At 65.0% G+C, this 18755-nt stretch carries 18 protein-coding genes; 4 read left to right on the forward strand and 14 right to left on the reverse strand.

Going from position 1 to position 18755, the window contains the following annotated elements; genetic code table 11:
- Positions 1-51: 51 nt before the first annotated feature.
- The 9 genes from AAFG50_RS05120 to AAFG50_RS05160 form a co-directional block, all read right to left on the reverse strand.
- Positions 52-471, reverse strand: a complete 420-nt coding sequence (locus AAFG50_RS05120) for an acyl-CoA thioesterase (RefSeq protein ID WP_011090571.1) — start codon at positions 469-471, stop codon at positions 52-54.
- Between the two features lie 183 nt (positions 472-654).
- On the reverse strand, positions 655-1416 hold the full coding sequence (locus AAFG50_RS05125) for an SDR family NAD(P)-dependent oxidoreductase (protein ID WP_011090570.1): 762 nt from the start codon (positions 1414-1416) through the stop codon (positions 655-657).
- Positions 1417-1441: 25 nt separating this feature from the next.
- The gene (locus AAFG50_RS05130) at positions 1442-3325 is read right to left on the reverse strand and encodes a feruloyl-CoA synthase (RefSeq protein ID WP_028173787.1); all 1884 of its coding nucleotides are present in this window, start codon (positions 3323-3325) and stop codon (positions 1442-1444) included.
- Positions 3322-4131 (reverse strand): crotonase/enoyl-CoA hydratase family protein, encoded by an 810-nt coding sequence (locus AAFG50_RS05135; RefSeq protein ID WP_011090568.1) that lies wholly within the window; start codon positions 4129-4131, stop codon positions 3322-3324. The genes AAFG50_RS05130 and AAFG50_RS05135 overlap by 4 nt, the downstream gene beginning before the upstream one ends.
- A 129-nt stretch (positions 4132-4260) precedes the next feature.
- Positions 4261-4941 (reverse strand): DUF2270 domain-containing protein, encoded by a 681-nt coding sequence (locus AAFG50_RS05140; protein ID WP_011090567.1) that lies wholly within the window; start codon positions 4939-4941, stop codon positions 4261-4263.
- Positions 4942-5020: 79 nt separating this feature from the next.
- Positions 5021-5479: a DUF3237 domain-containing protein gene (locus AAFG50_RS05145; protein WP_028173788.1), complete on the reverse strand. Its 459-nt coding sequence runs from the start codon at positions 5477-5479 to the stop codon at positions 5021-5023.
- A gap of 229 nt (positions 5480-5708) precedes the next feature.
- Positions 5709-7028, reverse strand: coding sequence for a TRAP transporter permease (locus tag AAFG50_RS05150; RefSeq protein WP_028173789.1), 1320 nt, complete (start codon positions 7026-7028; stop codon positions 5709-5711).
- Between the two features lie 2 nt (positions 7029-7030).
- The gene (locus AAFG50_RS05155) at positions 7031-7540 is read right to left on the reverse strand and encodes a TRAP transporter small permease (RefSeq protein ID WP_011090564.1); all 510 of its coding nucleotides are present in this window, start codon (positions 7538-7540) and stop codon (positions 7031-7033) included.
- Between the two features lie 284 nt (positions 7541-7824).
- A complete protein-coding gene (locus AAFG50_RS05160) occupies positions 7825-8841 on the reverse strand; it encodes a TRAP transporter substrate-binding protein (protein WP_011090563.1) in 1017 nt (338 codons plus the stop codon).
- 265 nt (positions 8842-9106) lie between these two features.
- On the opposite strand from AAFG50_RS05160, the gene pobA reads away from it, so the two are divergent.
- Positions 9107-10276 carry a 4-hydroxybenzoate 3-monooxygenase gene (gene pobA, locus AAFG50_RS05165; RefSeq protein WP_028173791.1) on the forward strand — a complete coding sequence of 390 codons (1170 nt, stop codon included), beginning with the start codon at positions 9107-9109 and terminating at the stop codon, positions 10274-10276.
- A gap of 227 nt (positions 10277-10503) precedes the next feature.
- Complete coding sequence (locus AAFG50_RS05170) at positions 10504-10923, forward strand: PaaI family thioesterase (RefSeq protein WP_028173792.1); 420 nt, start codon at positions 10504-10506, stop codon at positions 10921-10923.
- Positions 10924-11009: 86 nt separating this feature from the next.
- Here AAFG50_RS05170 and AAFG50_RS05175 read toward each other — a convergent pair whose 3' ends face one another.
- Positions 11010-11894, reverse strand: a complete 885-nt coding sequence (locus AAFG50_RS05175) for a LysR family transcriptional regulator (protein WP_028173793.1) — start codon at positions 11892-11894, stop codon at positions 11010-11012.
- Between the two features lie 121 nt (positions 11895-12015).
- Here AAFG50_RS05175 and AAFG50_RS05180 point away from each other — a divergent pair, with 121 nt between their 5' ends.
- On the forward strand, positions 12016-12639 hold the full coding sequence (locus AAFG50_RS05180) for a pyridoxamine 5'-phosphate oxidase family protein (RefSeq protein WP_011090559.1): 624 nt from the start codon (positions 12016-12018) through the stop codon (positions 12637-12639).
- Positions 12640-12792: 153 nt separating this feature from the next.
- On the opposite strand, the gene AAFG50_RS05185 is transcribed toward AAFG50_RS05180, so the two are convergent.
- The 3 genes from AAFG50_RS05185 to AAFG50_RS05195 are packed head-to-tail and all read right to left on the reverse strand — an operon-like array spanning position 12793 to position 16338.
- Complete coding sequence (locus tag AAFG50_RS05185; RefSeq protein ID WP_011090558.1) at positions 12793-13524, reverse strand: ABC transporter ATP-binding protein; 732 nt, start codon at positions 13522-13524, stop codon at positions 12793-12795.
- Positions 13521-15290 carry a branched-chain amino acid ABC transporter ATP-binding protein/permease gene (locus AAFG50_RS05190; RefSeq protein ID WP_011090557.1) on the reverse strand — a complete coding sequence of 590 codons (1770 nt, stop codon included), beginning with the start codon at positions 15288-15290 and terminating at the stop codon, positions 13521-13523. The genes AAFG50_RS05185 and AAFG50_RS05190 overlap by 4 nt, the downstream gene beginning before the upstream one ends.
- Positions 15291-15297: 7 nt before the next feature.
- Positions 15298-16338, reverse strand: coding sequence for a branched-chain amino acid ABC transporter permease (locus AAFG50_RS05195; RefSeq protein WP_028173794.1), 1041 nt, complete (start codon positions 16336-16338; stop codon positions 15298-15300).
- A gap of 177 nt (positions 16339-16515) precedes the next feature.
- Here AAFG50_RS05195 and AAFG50_RS05200 point away from each other — a divergent pair, with 177 nt between their 5' ends.
- Positions 16516-17049 (forward strand): MarR family transcriptional regulator, encoded by a 534-nt coding sequence (locus tag AAFG50_RS05200; RefSeq protein WP_011090555.1) that lies wholly within the window; start codon positions 16516-16518, stop codon positions 17047-17049.
- A 288-nt stretch (positions 17050-17337) separates the two neighbouring features.
- Here AAFG50_RS05200 and AAFG50_RS05205 read toward each other — a convergent pair whose 3' ends face one another.
- On the reverse strand, positions 17338-18621 hold the full coding sequence (locus tag AAFG50_RS05205; RefSeq protein ID WP_028173795.1) for a glycerate kinase: 1284 nt from the start codon (positions 18619-18621) through the stop codon (positions 17338-17340).
- Between the last annotated feature and the right edge of the window lie 134 nt (positions 18622-18755).

Below are 18755 nucleotides of genomic sequence, written 5' to 3' on the forward strand. Positions count from 1 at the left end.
GGGGGTAATTCAGCCCCCTCTTTTGGTGATGCGGCGATTTAGCTCCCCGATCTAACTTCCCGTGAACTTGGTCACCATTTCCGCCGGAAACGGTGCCGATTTCAGCTTCTCCGGATTGGCCGGGTCGCGGCCGACCAGGACGCGGGTCTCGAATGCCTCGATGGCGAGATCGGCGGTCTTGTAGACATTGTGCTTCACCTCGAAGCTCGAGCGCTTGATGCTCTCGATCTTCGTCTCGATGGTGATCCAGTCGCCATGGGTCGAGGGGATGTAGAACTTGGCCCGCGTGTCGACCATGGGGATACCGACCAGGCCGTATTTGTGGACCAGGTCCTGCTTCGAGAAGCCGGCCTTCTCGAACAGGACCGAGGTCGAATCGTCGAACATGCTGAAATAGCGCGGGTAATAGACGATGTTGGCGGGGTCGCAATCGCCCCATTGGATCTGTACGTCGCGCCGGTTCACGAACATGTGGTTGGTACTCGTTGGGGCCGGCTCTCACCTCTCCCGTAGGGAGAGGTCGAATTGCGCAGCAATTCGGGTGAGGGGTTTCGGTCTCTCGATAGTGCAAAGCCCCTCACCCGGCGCTGCGCGCCGACCTCTCCCAATGGGAGAGGTAAGGTCGAGGACGCTGCTGCAATATCGCTCATGAATTTACTTCGGCGCCATGCGCAGCGAGCCGTCGAGGCGCACCACCTCGCCGTTGAGGTACGAATTCTCGACCATGTGCAGCGCGAGCGCGGCGAACTCGTCGGCATTGCCGAGCCGGCGCGGGAAGGGGATCGCGGCCGCGAGCGAATCCTGGGCTTCCTGCGGCAGGTTCGCGAGCAGCGGGGTGAGGAACAGGCCGGGCGCGATCGTCAGCACGCGGATGCCGAACTGTGCGAGCTCACGCGCGATCGGCAGCGTCATGCCGACGATGCCGCCCTTCGAGGCCGAATAGGCCGACTGGCCGATCTGGCCGTCATAGGCGGCCACGGAGGCGGTGTTGATGATGACGCCGCGCTCGCCGGTCGCCTGCGGCTCGAGCTTGGACATCTCGGTTGCGGCGAGGCGGAGCATGTTGAAGGTGCCGATCAGGTTGACCTTGATCACCTTGTCGAAATCGGCGAGCGCCATCGGGCCGTCGCGGCCGACGACGCGTTTTGCCACGCCGATGCCGGCGCAGTTGACCAGCACGCGCGCGGGGCCGTGGGCCTTGGTCGCCTGCGCGATCGCAGCTTCAGCGGAAGCGGCGTCGGAGACGTCGCAGGTCACCGCCACGCCCTTGATCTCGGCGGCGACGGTTTCGGCGAGCTTGGCATTGAGGTCGCACACCGCGACCTTGGCGCCCTGCGCCGCCAGTTTTCGCGCGGTGGCAGCGCCCAGCCCCGATGCGCCGCCGGTGACGATGGCTGCCTGATCCTTCAACAACATGGCGTTCTCCTGTAGCGATGGTTTCTTAGCCGACCGATATCACACGGTCCGATGGATTGGCAGCGTAGAGCTCGTCGATCAGCGCGCCCCGATGCTCCAGCACCGCGCGCTGGTTGATCGAGCCCTTGTCGGTGACCTCGCCCTTGTCGATCGAGAGCGGCGTATCCATCAGGATCGCCCGCGTGATCCGCGTCGAGGAGCCGGTGGCCGAGCCGAGGAAACGGGTCAGGCGCTCGCGAAAGGCCTCGCGCACCAGCCGGTCGCGCGTCGCGACGACGAGGTCGTCGGCTGGCAGCGTCGGGTTGACCAGCCTACAGCCGTCGAGGTCGAGCACGACCAGCGCGGAGACCTCGTCGCGGTTGATGCCGGCGATGACGACGTCGCGCACCAGCGGTGCGCAGGCCGCAACGAAGCGCGCGCGCAAGGGGCCGACACTGACCCAGGTACCGCTCGCGAGCTTGAAGTCCTCGCTGACGCGGCCGTCGAAATCGAAGCCGGCGTTGAGATCATCGGGATCTGCAGGCTTGAGCGCGTCGCCCAACTTGTAGAATCCTTCTTCGTCGAAGGATTTTGCGGTGATATCCGCCTGGCGCCAGTAGCCGGGCATCACGTTCGGCCCCTTGGCGCGGACCTCGAGCTTGCCGTTGTTCGGCACCAGCTTGGCGTCGTTGCCGGAGACGGGGAGGCCGACATGGCCGGAGCGGCTGGTGCGCGGATTGACCGACATGAAGAACGGCGCGGTCTCGGTCGCGCCAAGGCCGGTCAGCATCGGCACGCGATAGCCTTTTTCCTTCACCGCGAGCTCGTCGAGGCTGTCCCAGACGAATGGCGACAGCGCCGCCCCCGAGAAGAACATCGCATGCAGCCGGTCGAAGAATTTCGCGCGCAGGCCCTGGTCGTCGCGCAGATAGGGCAGCAGCGACTCATAGCCCTTCGGCACGTTGAAATAGACCGTCGGCGAAATCTCCTGGAGATTGCGCACGGTTTCCTCGATGCCGCCGGGCATCGGCTTGCCGGCGTCCAGATACATCGAGCCGCCATTGTAGAGCGTCAGGCCGATATTGTGGTTGCCGCCAAAGGTGTGATTCCAGGGCAGCCAGTCGATGATGACGGGCGGCTCGTCCTTGAGGAAGGCGAGGGTCTCGCGCAGCATCACCTGGTTGGCGCAGATCATGCGCTGGGTGTTGATGACGGCCTTGGGATTGCCGGTCGAGCCCGACGTCAGCAGGAATTTCGCGATCGTATCGGGGCCGATCTTGCCGTGGACTTCGTCGAGATCGCCGCGGATCGGCGTCGCCATGAGGTCGGCGAGCAGCGTGACGTCGCGGCCCGCCACATGGCCGTAGGAGGCGGCGATCTCGGTGCCGAGCGAAACATTGGCAGCGAGCGCATCTGAGAACTTGTCGGCGTCCTCGGCGAAGACGAGGCCGGGCGTCAAGAGCTTCATCAGATAGGAGAGCTTGCCGTAATCCTTCGACACCAGCGAATAGGCCGGCGATACCGGGCAGAATGGAACGCCGGCATAGAACGCGCCGAAAGCCAAAAGCGCATGGTCGATCGAATTGCCGGAGAGGATGACCACCGGCCGGTCCGCCGACAAGCCGCGCTGGATCAGCGCCGAGGCGATGTGCCGGCTCGCGGTGAGCAGCTCGGCATAGGTGATCTTGCGCCAGCCGCGGCCGCCTTCGCGCTCCGCCATGAAGACGCGGTCCGGCGTCGTCGTCGCCCAATGATGCAGGCGGTCGGTGATGCGGACGGGATAGTCGCCGAGCGGCTGCTTCGGCCGCAGGTAGATCGTCCCGTCCTCGCGTCGTTCGATATTGACGACGGGATCGCCGAACGAAATGGGCCGCAGCGGGAAAGTGCTTGCGCCGCGCTCCGTGCCGGAAGAGGACGGCTGTGCACTCATGACTTTGGCTTCACCTTGGCGGTCTTGTGCTCGAGGAATTCGCGGATCCTGCGCTTTGCTTCCTTGTCGCTCTGGGCGACGGTGGCCATCAGCGATTCCATCAACAGGCCGGTCTGCGGATTGGCTTCCGCGATCATCGGCAGCGCCTGGAGCACGGCGAAATTCGTCAGCGGCGCGTTGGAGGCGATCTTGGTCGCAAGCTCAAGCGCCTTGCCGAGCCCGTTGCCGGCTTCGGTCAGATATTGCGCAAAGCCGTAGGAAGCGCCTTCGGTCGCGCTATAGACGCGGCCGGTCAGCATCATGTCCATCATCCTGGCAACGCCGATCAGCCGCGGCAGCCGCACCGAGCCGCCGCCGCCGACGAAGATTCCGCGCTGCCCCTCCGGCAGCGCGAAATAGGTCGAGGGCTCGGCGACGCGAATATGGGCGGCGCAGGCGAGCTCCAGCCCGCCACCGATCACGGCACCCCGGAGTGCGGCGATCACGGGCACGCGGCTATACTGGATGCGGTCGAACACCCGGTGCCACATCTGCGAATGGAGCAGCCCGCCGGTCGCGTCGTGCTCCGTCAGTTCGGACAGGTCGAGGCCGGACGAGAAATGGTCGCCGATGCCGTGGATGACGACCGCGCCAATATCCTCGGGCAGGGACGCAAAGCACTCGCCGATTTCCAGGATGATGCCGTCATTGAGCGCATTGCGCTTGGCCGGCCGGTTCAGGCCCACGGTCAGAACCCTGTCCGCCCGCTCGATCCTCAACAGCCCGGAGGCACCCGCGTCAGCGGTCTCGGCGTTTCCCTGTGTCATTTGCGTCCTTATCAGAATAGTTATGTTGTATAACGAATTTACAAGGAGTCAACAAGGGAGGCCCTCCCTGGCGTCGGGGCAGCTACGCTCGTCTCGGCTCCCCCGGGGAACGGGTAGCCGCCGATGTCATCAGCCCATCGCCACCCGGTCGCCCTTGGTCCCGTGCTCGCGTCGGTCGAGCCACATCGTGCCGAGCGCAAACGCCAGCCACCCGAAATTGTAGGCAAAGCCTACGATCAGAACGACCCAGCCGGGAATCGGTCCGACGGCGGCCCGATCGATAAGTTCCGTCAAGGTCATTGCAGGCGTCGGATGGATTGCAATCTTGCCGTAATAGGCTGTCGCCTGGATGGCGAATATCCAGACGTAGTTGCGACGCAACCGCCGTCCGGTAGCGCGGACAAATGAAATGTGATGGCGGGGCGCAGTGTAGTCGCGCGCGAGAACGGCCTTCCAGCTATCGTCGTGCGCTTCACCGGTGAAGATTGGCGCATAGAAATTCCTCTCCAGCCAACGAGCCCGGGCACGCCAGACATTGAAATAGCGATAACGCCGCGCCTCCATACCAAGGAACACGGCAAGGAGCAGTCCGACGAGCACGAGTGGTAGAGGCGAAGCCTCCGGGCTCGAAAATGTCGTCGACAGCGCGATGCCCATCGTGACGATCGCCCAATTGGTCGTGTTGTCGAGCCGCGTTCGCCAGATCGTCGATCGATAGACCTCGCCGCGGTAGAGATGAGCGATGGCGCCCATTTCGGCGGAGTCGAAGGTGTGTTGGGGGACTGGTTCGCTGGAAGCCATAAGAGACATGGTGGGACTCCCGTGGTCTGCACAACTTGGTGCAGATCACATTCTGAACCAGGTTCGCCCTGGGTCAAAGACCGATTCCTCACATCACCTGATGGACGTCGATCACGACGCGGTCCGCGTGGCGTGCGGCTGAAGCTACAAAAATGTGCTCCATCAGCCAGCGATACTTTTCATGCCCGGTCTCGAATCGCGGCACGGTCCGGAAATAGATCAGCTTCGGATCGACCGGCTCGCCGCGCTTGAGCTTTTGCAGCAGCTCGACCGGGCCGAAGCGGATGCCCTTGTTCTCGACATAGACGATGGCGCCGTCGGCGGTCTCGAAGGCGTATTTCGCTTCGAGGTCGATCAGCTCGTTGGGGCGGATGGTCTGGAAGTCGGCGCCGAACGGCAGCACCTTGCCGGTGACCGCGCCCGTCACCTCGCCGCCGATGATCGGAATGATGCGGCGGACCCCGATGCCGGTCTCGCCGGCGGTGACGACGTCGCCGATGCGGGCGGTGATGGTGAAGACGTATTTGGTGTCGAGGGTGGGGGTCATCGGTCACTCCAACGGTCACACGGTCAGAAGGCGCCGGTGTCTTCGCCTCGCCCCGCTTGCGGGGAGAGGCCGGAATGCGCGCGTAGCGCGGATTCCGGGTGAGGGGGAGTCTCCGCGAGTCCGACTGTCACCGTCCCCGTGGAGACTCCCCCTCACCCCAGCCCTCCCCCCGCAAGCGGGGCGAGGGAGATCACCGCCGTTGCGGCGAGAGCCCGCATTCAATCCATCATCAGTGCGCCATCATCCGCGTCGGCAGCCACGTCGCCAGCAGCGGGAAGGCGATCAGGATCACCAGCCGCACCAGATCCGTCGCCACGAACGGGATCACGCCCTTGAAGATGGTGGAGAACGAGACGTCCTTCACCACGCTTTTTATGACGAAGACGTTCATGCCGACCGGCGGGTGGATCAGGCCGAGCTCGACGGTCATCACGATGATGACGCCGAACCAGATCGGGTCGAAGCCGAGATGCATGATGACGGGGAAGATGATCGGCACGGTGAGGATGATCATCGCCATGGCGTCCATCAGGCAGCCGAGCACGAGATACATCACCATGATCAGCGCCAGCACGCCGTAGGGGCCGAGGCCGAGGCCGGTCAAAAATTCCGTCACCTTCTGCGGCGTCTGCGTCACCGTGAGGAAATAGCCGAAGATCAGCGCGCCGATCAGCACGGTGAACACCGCGGCGGCGGTGCGCGTCGCCTGGAGCAGCGAGGCCAAAATCTTCTCGCGGTCGAGCCGGCCGGTGACGACGCCGATGATGAAGGCGCCGGTGGCCCCGACGCCGCCGGCTTCCGTCGGCGTGAAGCGCGGCAGGAAGGGCAAGCCGTAAAGGCCGCCGATGACGAAGACGAACAGCAGGACCGGGGCCCAGATCTCCTTCAGGCCGGCAAAGCGCTCGCGCCACGGCAGCACCTTGCCCTTGGGCAGGAAGTCCGGCCGGAAGTATCCGATCAGGGCGATCGTGATCATGTACATGGTCATCGCCAGCAGGCCCGGAATGATGCCGGCGATGAAGAGTTTTCCGATGTCCTGCTCGGTGATGATGCCGTAGACCGCCAGCACGGTGGAGGGCGGCAGCATCGCGCCGAGCGTGCCGCCGGCCGCGATCACGCCGGTCGCGAACGACTGCGGATAGCCGAAGCGGCGCATCTCGGGATAGGCGACGGCGGAGAAGGTCGCGGCGGTCGCCACCGAGGAGCCGCAGATCGCGGCAAAGCCGCCACAGGCGCCGACGGTGGCGATGCCGAGCCCGCCGCGCAAATGTCCGACGAACCCGTTGGCGGCGCGGAACAGCTCGCGGCTCATGCCGGAATTGCTGACGAAGGAGCCCATCAGCAGGAACATCGGGATGACGCCGAACGTGTAGTCGGTGACCGTGCGCATCGAGGTCTGGCCGACCAGCTTCAGCGCCGGCGTGGCGCCGACCAGATAGGAGAAGCCGGAGACGCCGACGAGGCCCATGGCCATGCCGACGGGCACGCGCAGCAGCATCAACGCAAACAGGGAAACGAAGCCGATTACGGCGACGGCATCGGTGCTCATGATTACTCCGTCGCCTTCAGCTTGGGGTCGTGCATTTCTTCGGGATGGAAGATCAGCCGGTAGGTGCGGATCGCGATCAGCAGCACGGCGGAGACGTCGCCGATCCAGGCGATCGCGAAGAACGGCCAGGTAGGCATGTGCATGTCGAAGGTCTGGACATTGTCGTTGTAGGTGCCGCGCACCTTGTCGAACAGGGTCCAGGTCTGCACCGTGACGACGAACAGCAGCACCAGGGTGGCGAACACGTCGATCCAGCGCTGATAGCGCGGCTCGACATTGCCCCAGACCAGGTCGACCGTGATGTGGGTGCCGCGATAGGAGGTCGCAGCGATGCCCCAGAAGATCAGGATGCCGAGCAGCATGCGGCCGATGTCGAAGCTGTCGGGGATCGAATAGTTCAGCGTGTTGCGCAGCAGAACCGACACGAAGATGTCGAGCGCGACGAGGCCGACGAAGCCGGCCGCGATCCATTCGATCGTGTCGATAAAGCGATCCATCCAGGCGCGCTTCATGGGTGTGTCCTGTGTGATGTCATTCTCGCTCTCGGCTCAGAAGGCGGTCGTTCGCCTCTCCCCGCTTGCGGGGAGAGGCCGGAATGCGCGCGCAAGCGCGGATTCCGGGTGAGGGGGCTCTCCGCGAGTCCAACTTTCACCGTCCCCGCGGAGACTCCCCCTCACCCCAACCCTCTCCCCGCAGGCGGGGAGAGGGGGAGGAAGCGTCGTGCGCTCCTAACAGCGCACTTGCAGAATGACGGCGGCGAGATGTCTTTCGCCGCCGCATCTGTTTCAACGAAGCGCTACTCCGCCAGCGCGTTGTACTTCTTCAGCGAGGCCTTCAAATCGGCCAGCGCGGCGTCCGGATCGGCGCCCGCTTTCTTGGCGCCGTCGCCCCAGGTCTTGACCAGCGGCTCGGCGGCTTTCTTCCAGGCCGCGGTCTGCTCTTGTGTCAGCTTGTAGACCTCGTGCCCCTCTTCCGCCTTCACCTTGTCGACGCCGGCGTCCTCGAACTTGCCCCAGTGCTCGCCGACCACGCCGGCCATCTCGACCGAGCAGTTCTTGTCGATTGCGGCCTTCTGCTTGTCGGACATCGCATTGTACTTGTCCTTGTTGATCACGAACACGAAGGTCGTGGTGTAGAGCGGCGCCTCCATGTCGTACTTGGTCACCTTGTCGATGCCGAACAGCACGAGGGAACCCCATGGGAAAGTGACGCCGTCGGCGACGCCGCGCTCGATGATGTCGCGCACTTCGGGCGCGGAGGACTGCACATTGGTGCCGCCGAGCGAGGTGACGAAGTTCGCCATGGTGGCGTGCGCGGGACGGATCTTCAGGCCCTTCACGTCCTCCGGCATCACGATCTTCTTGGTCTTGGAGTGGAAGGAGGAGGGCGAGTGGACGAAGGCGAGGCAGTATTTGACGTCCTTCATCTCCTTCTCGGCATATTTGCGATACCAGGCGTCGAGCCCCATCGAGCCGCCCTTGGCATCCGAGATCAGGAACGGCAATTCGCCGGCGCCGACGATCGGGAAGCGGCCGGGTTGATAGCCGGGATTGACATAGGTGACATCGGCGATGCCATCGCGCGCCATGTCGTAGTGATCGAACGCCTTGCCGAGCTGCTGGGCCGGAAACACCTTACCCGTAATGGTGCCGCCGGAATCCTTGTTCACCGCGGCCACCCAGTCTTCCAGCGATTTTTGCAGCGGGTGCGATGCCGGCACCCAGTGCGAGATCTTCAAGTCGAAGGTCTTGTCCTGCGCCAACGCCGGCGTCACACTTGCTGCGAGCAACAAAGCCAGACAGGCTTTCCTCATCACACGTCTCTCCCTGTTTTCGACGGCGGGCTTCGATGGCCCGGTCTCGTTATTTAACATGTTATCTAATTGGCCGGCGCGTTCAAGCCGGAATTGGCGCGCACGTTGTCGCGTCCTGTACGTCAGCCATGTTGCATGGATTTGTCGCTGCTAGCGCGACCAGCACTCCCCTTTTGCCCAACCGTTATATGATATAATTAACTTGCGCGGATCATCGCGACAAGCGAGCCGCGACGAAAGCCTATAGGATCGGGAGGAGCAAGTATTGCGGACAAAAGTCGCAATCATCGGGGCCGGGCCGGCTGGATTGTTGCTTGGGCAACTGCTGCACGATTACGGCATCGACAATTTCATCCTGGAGCGGCAGAGCCCGGACTACGTGCTCGGCCGCATCCGCGCCGGTCTCCTCGAGGAGGGAACCGTCGCGCTGCTCGACCAGGTCGGCGCCGGCGTGCGGGCGCATGCCGAAGGCCTGGTGCATGAGGGCATTGAGCTGGCCTTTTCCGGCCGCCGTCATCGCATCGACATGAAGGCTGCGACCGGCAAGACGGTCATGATCTACGGCCAGACCGAGGTCACGCTCGACCTGATGAACGCGCGCAAGGCGGCCGGCCTCGATACGGTCTACGAGGCCAAGGACGTGCGACCGCATGATTTCGACGGCAGTCACCCGCGCGTAACCTGGGTCAAGGACGGCGTCACCCACACGCTCGATTGCGATTTCATCGCCGGCTGCGACGGTTTTCACGGCGTCAGCCGCGCCAGCGTTCCGGCCTCGGCGATCGAGGAGTTCGAGCGGGTCTATCCGTTCGGCTGGCTCGGCATTCTCTCCGAGACGCCGCCGGTCAGCCACGAACTGATCTACTCCAACCACGCCCGCGGCTTTGCGCTCTGCACCATGCGTTCGACCAGGCGCAGCCGGCACTATGTGCAGTGCTCGCTGGACGACCACGTCGACCAGTGGCCGGACGATCGCTTCTGGGACGAATTGAAGCGTCGGCTCGACCAGGAGGCCGCCGACAGCCTCGTCACCGGTCCCTCGATCGAGAAGAGCATCGCCCCCTTGCGCAGCTTCGTCGCCGAGCCGATGCGCTTCGGCAGGATGTTCCTGTGCGGCGACGCCGCCCACATCGTGCCGCCGACCGGCGCCAAGGGACTGAACCTTGCGGCCAGCGACGCGCATTATCTGTCGAGCGCGCTGCGCGAATTCTACGACGAGAAGTCCAGCGCCGGCATCGACGCCTATTCCGCCAAGGCACTGGCGCGCGTCTGGAAGGCGGTGCGCTTCTCCTGGTGGATGACCTCGATGCTGCACAAATTCCCCGACACCGGCACCATCGGCGCCCGCATCCAGCTCGCCGAACTCGACTACGTCACGCAGTCGCAGGCCGCGATGTCGTCGTTGTCGGAGAATTATGTGGGGCTGCCGTTTTAGAGAAGTGCCGTAGGGTAGGCAAAGCGAAGCGTGCCCACCAGCTTTGTGTTTGTGGGGAGATGGTGGGCACGGCGCGTTGCGCCTTTGCCCACCCTACGGGCGTTGCATTCCTCGCAACGCCGCCGCCCGTTTCAAACACCCGCGCAAATTCCGTTTAAAACTTTGTAGGTGATGCGTCCGCCACGCCCATCGCGTTCAATGCTGGCAACCAGCAACGCGAGACAGCGATGACCGCCACCGACATTCCCGCCGGCTTCGAGCCGCATTTCCGCAAAGCCCCGCTCACCGATCCCTGGGAGCCGCTCTACTCGAAGAAGGCCGACAAGGCCGTGATCATCGGCCTGCGCCTGGCCAAGCCGCACACCAACGCGCGCGGGCTCATCCATGGCGGACTGATCGCGGCGCTCGCCGATGCCGCCATGGGTTACAGCTGCGCACAGGCGACCGGCTGGACGACGTCCTTCGTCACGATCTCGCTGTCGGTCGACTTTGTCGGCGCCGCCGAAATCGGCCAATGGCTCGCGGTCGAGGGCGAGGCGATCAAGACCGGCAGCACGATCTGTTTCGCGCAGTGCCTGGTCAAGGCCGACGACGTCGTGATAGCGCGGGCCAGCGGGACGTTTCGGGTGGTGCCGAAGAAGGGCTAGCTGTCATTCCGGGGCGATGCGAAAGCATCGAACCCGGAATCTCGAGATTCCGGGTTCTCGCTTTGCGAGCCCCGGAATGACCGCCTTCACCCAAACCTCCACTCCGCCGTCTCCACCACGAGATCGACGAACGCGCGCACCTTGGCCGAGAGCAGGCGCGAGGTCGGGTAGACGACATGGATGGGCAGCGCCGGCTGCTCGTATTTCGCCAGCACGACCTTCAGCCGCCCGCGCTTCAAGCCCTCGGCGGCCTGATAGGCCAGCACCCGCGTGACGCCGCCGCCGGCCTCGGCATATTGCAGGGCGGCGTCAGCGCTATTGCTGGTGAAGCGCGGGTTCGTCGTCACCTCGATGTCGCGGCCGTCCTGCATGAAACGCCAGCTGGCGGATGGTCCGAACTGGATGGTCTGGTGCGAGGCGAGCGCTTCCGGCGTCTTCGGTTCGCCATGGCGCTTCAGATAGCCGGGCGCGGCCACCACGATCCGCCGCATCTCGCCGACCTGGCGCGCGACGAGGGACGAATCGGCGAGATGACCGATCCGCACCGCCACATCGACGGCGTCTTCCACGAGATTGACGAGATGGTCGGACAGCCGCAATTCGCCGGCAACCTCGGGATAGCGCTTGAGATAGGCGGTCATGACCGGCCCGACATGCAGCCGGCCGAAGCCGACTGGCGCCGACACCACCAGACGTCCGCTCGGCCGGTTACGCTCTTCCCGCGCCGAGCCGTCGGCCTCCTCGACATCGGCGAGAATGCGCCGCGCGCGCTCCAGATAGCGTGTGCCGACATCGGTCAGCGTCACCTGCCGCGTGGTCCGCTGCAACAGCCGGGCGCCGAGATGCTCTTCCAGCGCCGCGATCAGCCGCGTCACCGCCGAGGGCGACAGGTGCAGCTTGCGCGCCGCCGGCGCAAAGCCGCGCAGATCGGCAACGGTGACGAACACGTGCATGGCTTCCAGGCGGTCCATGGCATTATTTCATATATTGCAATGATGAAGTGTCAAGCCGGCGGATTGTTTTAGACGCCGAAAGGTCCATTTTAGTCGCCGAAAGACGCAGAAATGCGCCGGGATTCCAGGAGATGTTCCGATGACGGCAACCCTCACCTACGCCAGCGACGTGGCGTTCACGCCGGCGGTGAAATCGATCCAGACCCGAAAGGGATCGCGCGAAGGCTATGCCCATGCCGAGCAGCGCGGCTGGCGCACCGAGGTCGATGAGAACCTCGCGGCGTTCCTGGCCGATGCCAACAGCTTTTATTTCGCCACCGCCTCTGCCGATGGCCAGCCCTACATCCAGCACCGTGGCGGGCCGAAGGGGTTCTTGAAGGTGCTGGATAAGCAGACGTTGGCTTTCACGGACTACGCCGGCAACCGGCAGTACATCACGCAGGGAAACCTGTCCGAAAATCCCAAGGCCTACATCTTCGTGATGGACTACGCCCATCGCCGCCGGGTGAAGATCTGGGGCGAGGCGCGCGTGGTGGAGGATGACGATGCGCTGACGACGTCGCTGATGCCGAAGGGATATCGCGCGCGGCCGGAGCAGGTGATCCTGTTCAAGATCGCGGCCTGGGACACCAACTGCCCGCAGCACATTCCGCAGAAGTTCGATGCGACGGATGTCGCGGCCGCGCTGGCGGCGAGGGATCAGCGGATCGCCGAGCTGGAAGCGGAGGTGGCGGCGTTGAAGGAGAAGGCGGCGAGCATCTAGGCGCGAATCTCGTCGCATTCTTCGGTGTCATGCCCCGCGAAGGCGGGGCATCCAGTACGCAGCGACCTATCGATTCGACCGCAGTCTTCTCGGAGTACTGGATCGTCCGCCTTCGCGGACGATGACAGTTGAGTTCGTGGCGACGCCTCAGAACTACAGAACGCTCGCACCTTCGTGCTGGAAGCCGAGATAGCTCGCCGCAACGCGTTCGTTCGCGGCGATGTCGCTGGCCTTGCCGCTGAGCACGAACTCGCCGAGCTCCATCACATAGGCCTGGTCCGCGATCTTGAGCGCGGCCTGCGCGTTCTGTTCGACCAGCAGCACCGAGACGCCGGCGGTGCGGAGCTCGGTGACGATGCGGAAGATGTCGGCGACGATAATCGGGGCGAGACCGAGGCTCGGTTCGTCCAGCATCAGGAGCTTCGGCTCGCCCATCAGCGCGCGACCCATCGCGAGCATCTGCTGCTCGCCGCCGGAGAGCGTGCCGGCGAGCTGCTTGCGCCGCTCCTTCAGCCGCGGGAACAGCGTGTAGACCCGCTCCATCGAGGCCTTCGACTTGCTCCGCTCAATGCGGAAGGCCCCGAGCTCGAGATTGTCCTCGACATTCATGGTCACGAACAATTCGCGGTGCTCCGGGACGAGGCCGAGGCCCATCGCGACGCGGTCCTCGATGTCGAGCCGGGCGAGGTCCTGGCCTGCGAAGGCGACGCGGCCTTTCAGCGGCAGGATGCCCATGATGGCCGACAGCAGCGTGGTCTTGCCGGCGCCGTTGGCGCCGACGATGGTGACGATCTGGTTCGCCCCGACCTCGAGCGAGACCGAACGCACGGCCTCGACCTTGCCGTAGGCGACATGCGCGTCGGTGACGGACAACAGCGCGCTCATGCCGCCACTCCGAGATAGGCCTTGATCACTTCGGGATTGGTCTTGATCGTGGCGGGCGTGCCCTCCGCGATCTTGGTGCCGAAATCGAGCACGACGATGCGGTCGGCGAGGTTCATGACAAAGCCCATGTCGTGCTCGACCAGCAGCACGCTCATGCCGCCGTCGCGCAACTCGCGCAACAGCCTGGCAAGCTGCTGCTTCTCCATGTGGCGCAGGCCGGCGGCTGGCTCGTCGAGCAGCAGCAGCATCGGATCGACGCACAGCGCGCGCGCGATCTCGACGATGCGCTGCTGGCCGAGCGAGAGCGAACCTGCGAGCTGGTGCATCTGGTCGGCAAGCCCGACGCGCTCGATCTGGCGGGCGGCCTCCGCGAGCAGCTTTGCCTCGTCGGCGCGGTCGAGCCGCAGCATGGAGGAGATCGGCCCCGAATGACCGCGCAGATGCGCGCCGATCGCGACGTTCTCCAGCACGGTCATGTCGGGGACCAGCTTCACATGCTGGAAGGTGCGGGAGATGCCGAGCTTGACGATCTCCTGCGGCGGCGCGTTGTCGAGCCTCTTGCCGAGCACCGAGATCGAGCCTGAGGTCGCCGACAGCACGCCGGTGATCAGGTTGAACGTCGTGCTCTTGCCGGCGCCGTTCGGCCCGATCAGCGCGACGATCTCGCGGGCCTGGACCTCGAAGGAAACGTTGTTGACCGCGATCACGCCGCCGAATTGCTTGCGTGCCTTCTCGACTTGGAGCAGGACGCTGGCCTCGCCGGGCGCGCGGGTGCGCTGCTCCAGCTTCAGCGAGGTGTCCGGCTTCCTGCCGCGGGTAGGCTCGGGCAGGAACGACATCAGCCAGGGCCAGACGCCGCCGGGCGCGAGTTGCAACAGCGCCACCAGCATGATGCCGAACACGATGGTCTCGACCTGGCCGGAACCCGGCAGGAGCAGCGGCAGATAGCTTTGCAGCACCTCTTTCAGGACCACGACGATCGCCGCGCCCAGCACGCCGCCCCAGACATAGCCGGCGCCGCCGACCACCGCGATGAAGAGATATTCGATGCCGGCCTGTGCGCCGAACGGCGTCGGGTTCACCGCGCGCTGAAGGTGGGCATAGAGCCAGCCGGAGAGACCGGCTAGCACCGCGGCGTGGATGAACACCAGCAGCTTTGCCCGCGGCGTGTGCACGCCGAACGCCTCGGCGGCGACATGGCCGCGCCTGAGCGCGCGGATGGCGCGGCCGGTGCGGGAGTCCAGCAGGTTCATCGTGAGCAGGGCCGAGAGGATCACGGCGACCCAGATCGCGTAGTAGATCGAGCCGGGCGAGAGCATCTTGAACGCGCCGATCGACAGCGGCGGGATCGCCGAGATGCCGTCGTTGCGGCCCAAAAACTCCAGCTTGCTGAAGAGATAGAACAGGCCGAGCCCCCAGGCGAGCGTGCCGAGCGGCAGATAGTGGCCGGAGAGGCGGACGGTGACGAGGCCAAGCAGCACCGCCAGCGATCCGCTGACCACGAGCGACAACGGCAGCGTCAGCCAGGGCGACAGGCCGTAGCTCGTCGACAGCACCGCGGTGGTGTAGGCGCCGAAGCCGACGAAGGCGGCTTGTCCGAACGAGGTCAGGCCGCCGACGCCCGTCAGCAGCACGAGGCCCATCGCGACGAGGGCGGCAAGGCCGATATTGTCGAGCAGCACGATCCAGAACGGCGGCATGCCCGGGACAAACGGGATCGCCGCCATGACAAGCGCGAAGACGAGGATGGGGAGCCGGCTCTGCATCTTAGCGTCAGTCCTTCTCTTCCTCGACCGCGGGCGCGGCGAGCGAGCGCAGCAGCAGCACGGGGATCAGCAGCATGAAGACGATCACTTCCTTGTAGTTGGAGGCGTAGAAGGACGAGAACGCCTCGACGATGCCGACGACCAGCGCGGCGACGGCGGTGAGGGGGTAGCTGACGAGGCCGCCGATGATCGCGGCAACGAAACCCTTCAGCCCGATCAGGAAGCCGCTGTCGTAATAGAGCGTCGTGATCGGCACGATCATGATGCCCGACAGCGCGCCGATGACGGACGCCAGCAGGAAGGCGATCTGCCCCGACAGCGTGGTGCGGATGCCAGCGAGCCGCGCCCCTAGCCGGTTCACGGCGGTCGCGCGCAGCGCCTTGCCGTAGAGCGTCAGGCCGAAGAACAGCCAGAGCCCGACGATGAAGGCGATGGTGATGGCGTAGACGGTGATGCTCTGGCCGGTGAAGCGCAGCGCGCCGGCGGTGAAAGAGCCGGACAGCACGGCAGGTCCGCGCTGGCCCTCGGCGCCGAAGAACAGCAGGCCCAGTCCCTGCAGCGCGAGGTGGACGCCCACGGAGGCGATCAGCAGCACCAGCACCGAGGTGTGCGCCAGCGGCTGGAACGCGATGCGGTAGAGATACAGGCCGATCATCGCCACGATCACCAGCGACAGCGCGATGCAGACCGCCACCGGCGGCTTCTGGGCGGCGAAGTAGATTGTCAGCGCCAGCACGATGGCCGGCAGCACGATATTGGTGAGGACGCTGCGCAGGATCAGCCGGCCATGCAGCGCCTTGCGGGCCACGAACAGGTCGAAGCCGAAGGCGCCGATGCCGAGGGCGAGCGCGAGCTTTGCCGTGCCCGGCATCTGGCCCGCGGCCAGCGAGGCATAGGTCAGCGCGCCATAGGTAACGAACTCGCCCTGGGGAATGAGGATCACGCGGGTAACGGCGAACACCAGCACCAGCGCGAGGCCGAGCAGCGCATAGATCGCGCCATTGGTGATGCCGTCCTGCACCAGGAACAGCATGATAGTGGTGTTCAAGACCGGACGCTCCCCCTCAAAGATTAAGGACCGGTCTCCGCAATCGCGGTGGATGGTCCCTCACAGCCATTGAAATACGCTGACGATATTTGATATGGTGCATAACAATTATCAAATATAACTTCAAGGGTGGTGGGCGACCCGCCCCGAATTTAGCGGGATTACGAGCACGAGGCGATGACCGTTTCCAAAACCGCTGAAAAGTCTTCAGAAAAACCGGCTGACTCGGCCAAGGGCCGCAAGGACGCGGCCGAGGCCCAGGGCCAGGGCTCTACCGATGCCCTCCAGCTCGGCGAGCTCTCCGAACAGCTCGGCTATGTGCTGAAGCGGGCGCAGCTCAAGGTGTTCGAGAACTTCCTGCGCTGCATGGCCTCGCTCCAGCTCACCCCCGCGCAGTTCTCGGTGCTGCTGCTGGTCGAGAAGAACCCGGGGCGTAACCAGACCGAGATCGCCTCCACCCTCGGCATCCTGCGCCCGAATTTCGTGGCCATGCTCGACAATCTCGAAAGCCGCGACCTTTGTGCGCGGATCCGTTCCACCAACGACCGCCGCTCGCATATCCTGGTCCTGACCGACAAGGGCAAGGCTGTGCTGACGCGGGCGAAAAAGCTCGTCGCCACCAAGCACGAAGCGCGGCTGAACGACCTGCTCGGCCAGGCCAACCGCGAAGCCCTGATCGAGATGCTCTCGAAGATCGCCAACGAGTTTTGAGCTGGGCTTAACCGCACGCTCTCTCCGCTCCCTCCCCCCTTGCGGGGCAGGGCTACCGCATGTGAGTTTCACGAGGATTGTCCGGGGGTTTGCTCCGCCTCTCCCGCTTGCGGGAGAGGCCGACGCGCCCCGGGCGATGCGAAGCATCGTCCCGAGCGCGGCGGGTGAGGGCTCTCGCCACGCAGGGACGTTCTCCGCAATCCCTGGCAATCCCGACGCGGAGACACCCCCACCCCAGCCCTCCCCCGCAAGCGGGAGAGGGAACGCAGCGGAGCGAGAAGCGCTCGCTCAATCCACCAGAATCACCCTGATATCGTTCACGTTGGTCAGCGTCGGGCCGGGCATCAGCAGATCACCGGTCGCCTCGAAGAACGTCGTCGCGTCGTTGTTGTCGAGATAGGCCTGCGGCTGGAGTGCCAGCGCCTTCATCTTCGCAAACGTGGCCGCGTCGATCAGCGCGCCTGCGGGGTCGGTAGGGTGGCCGGCGCCGCCGTCGGCGCCGTCGGTGTCGCCCGCGAGCGCGGAGATGCCGGCCGTGTCCTTCAAGAGGCCGGCGAGCGCCAGCGCGTATTCCTGGTTCGGACCGCCGCGCCCCTGGCCGCGCACGGTGACCGTGAGCTCGCCGCCGGAGAGGATCGCGATGCGCTTGCCCTGCGCACGCGCCTGCAACGCGAGTCCGGCATGATGGGCCGCGACCTCGCGCGCCTCGCCTTCGAGATCGGCGCCGAGATCGATCGTCTCGTAGCCGGCCACTTTCGCGAGCTTCACCGCGGCGTCGAGCGACTGCTTGGGCCGCGCGATCAATTCGAATGATGCGCGCGCAAAGGCGGCATCATCCGGCTTGCAGCTTTCGTTATCGGGATTGTCGAGCGCGCGGCGCACGGCATCGTCGATATCGAGCTTGTACCTGGCCACGATCGCGCGCGCATCCGCCAGCGTGGTCGGATCGGGCACGGTGGGGCCGGAGGCGATCGCGGAGGGATCGTCATGCGGCACGTCGGAGATCGCGAGCGTGACGATCTCGGCGGCGTTCCTGCCGGCGCGCGCCAGCCGCCCGCCCTTGATGCGCGAGAGATGCTTGCGCACGACGTTCATCTCGCCGATCGGCGCGCCCGAACGCAGCAGCGCCTTGTTGACCGCCTGCTTCTGCGCGAAACTGATGCCGTCCACCGGCGCGATCCAGTTCGCCGAGCCGCCGCCGGTGAGCAGGACCAGAAGCAGGTCGTCGGGCCCGGCCTCGCCCGCGAGCGCGAGCGTGTCGGCCGCGCCCTTGAGGCCGGCTTCATCGGGCACGGGATGGCCGGCTTCGACCACGCGGATGCGGCGTGTCGGCACGCCGTAGCCGTGGCGCGTGGTGGCGATGCCAACCAGCCGCTCCGGCGCGAGCTTCAGCGTGTCGAGATAATGCCGCTCGGCGGCCGCGGCCATCGCGCCGGCGCCCTTGCCGGCGGCGAGGCAGATCACGCGTCCTTTTGGGGCCGGCCGCAGATGCGGCGCCAGAATTGTACTCGGATGCGCGGCGGCAACGGCGGCGTCGTAGAGCGCGCGGAGCAGGGGACGTCGGTCGGTCATGACGATGGCCTTGAGCAGACTGAAGCGATGGCGGCGAATTCGCCGTTCACCTGCCTACCGTATCATGCGCGAAAGCGTAAGCAGGGTTTACCATCATTCGATTGTGCAATCGCGTGATCATAATCGCCGCGCGA

The organism is Bradyrhizobium sp. B039, from assembly GCF_038965675.1.
GTDB classification, from domain to species: Bacteria; Pseudomonadota; Alphaproteobacteria; order Rhizobiales; family Xanthobacteraceae; genus Bradyrhizobium; species Bradyrhizobium diazoefficiens.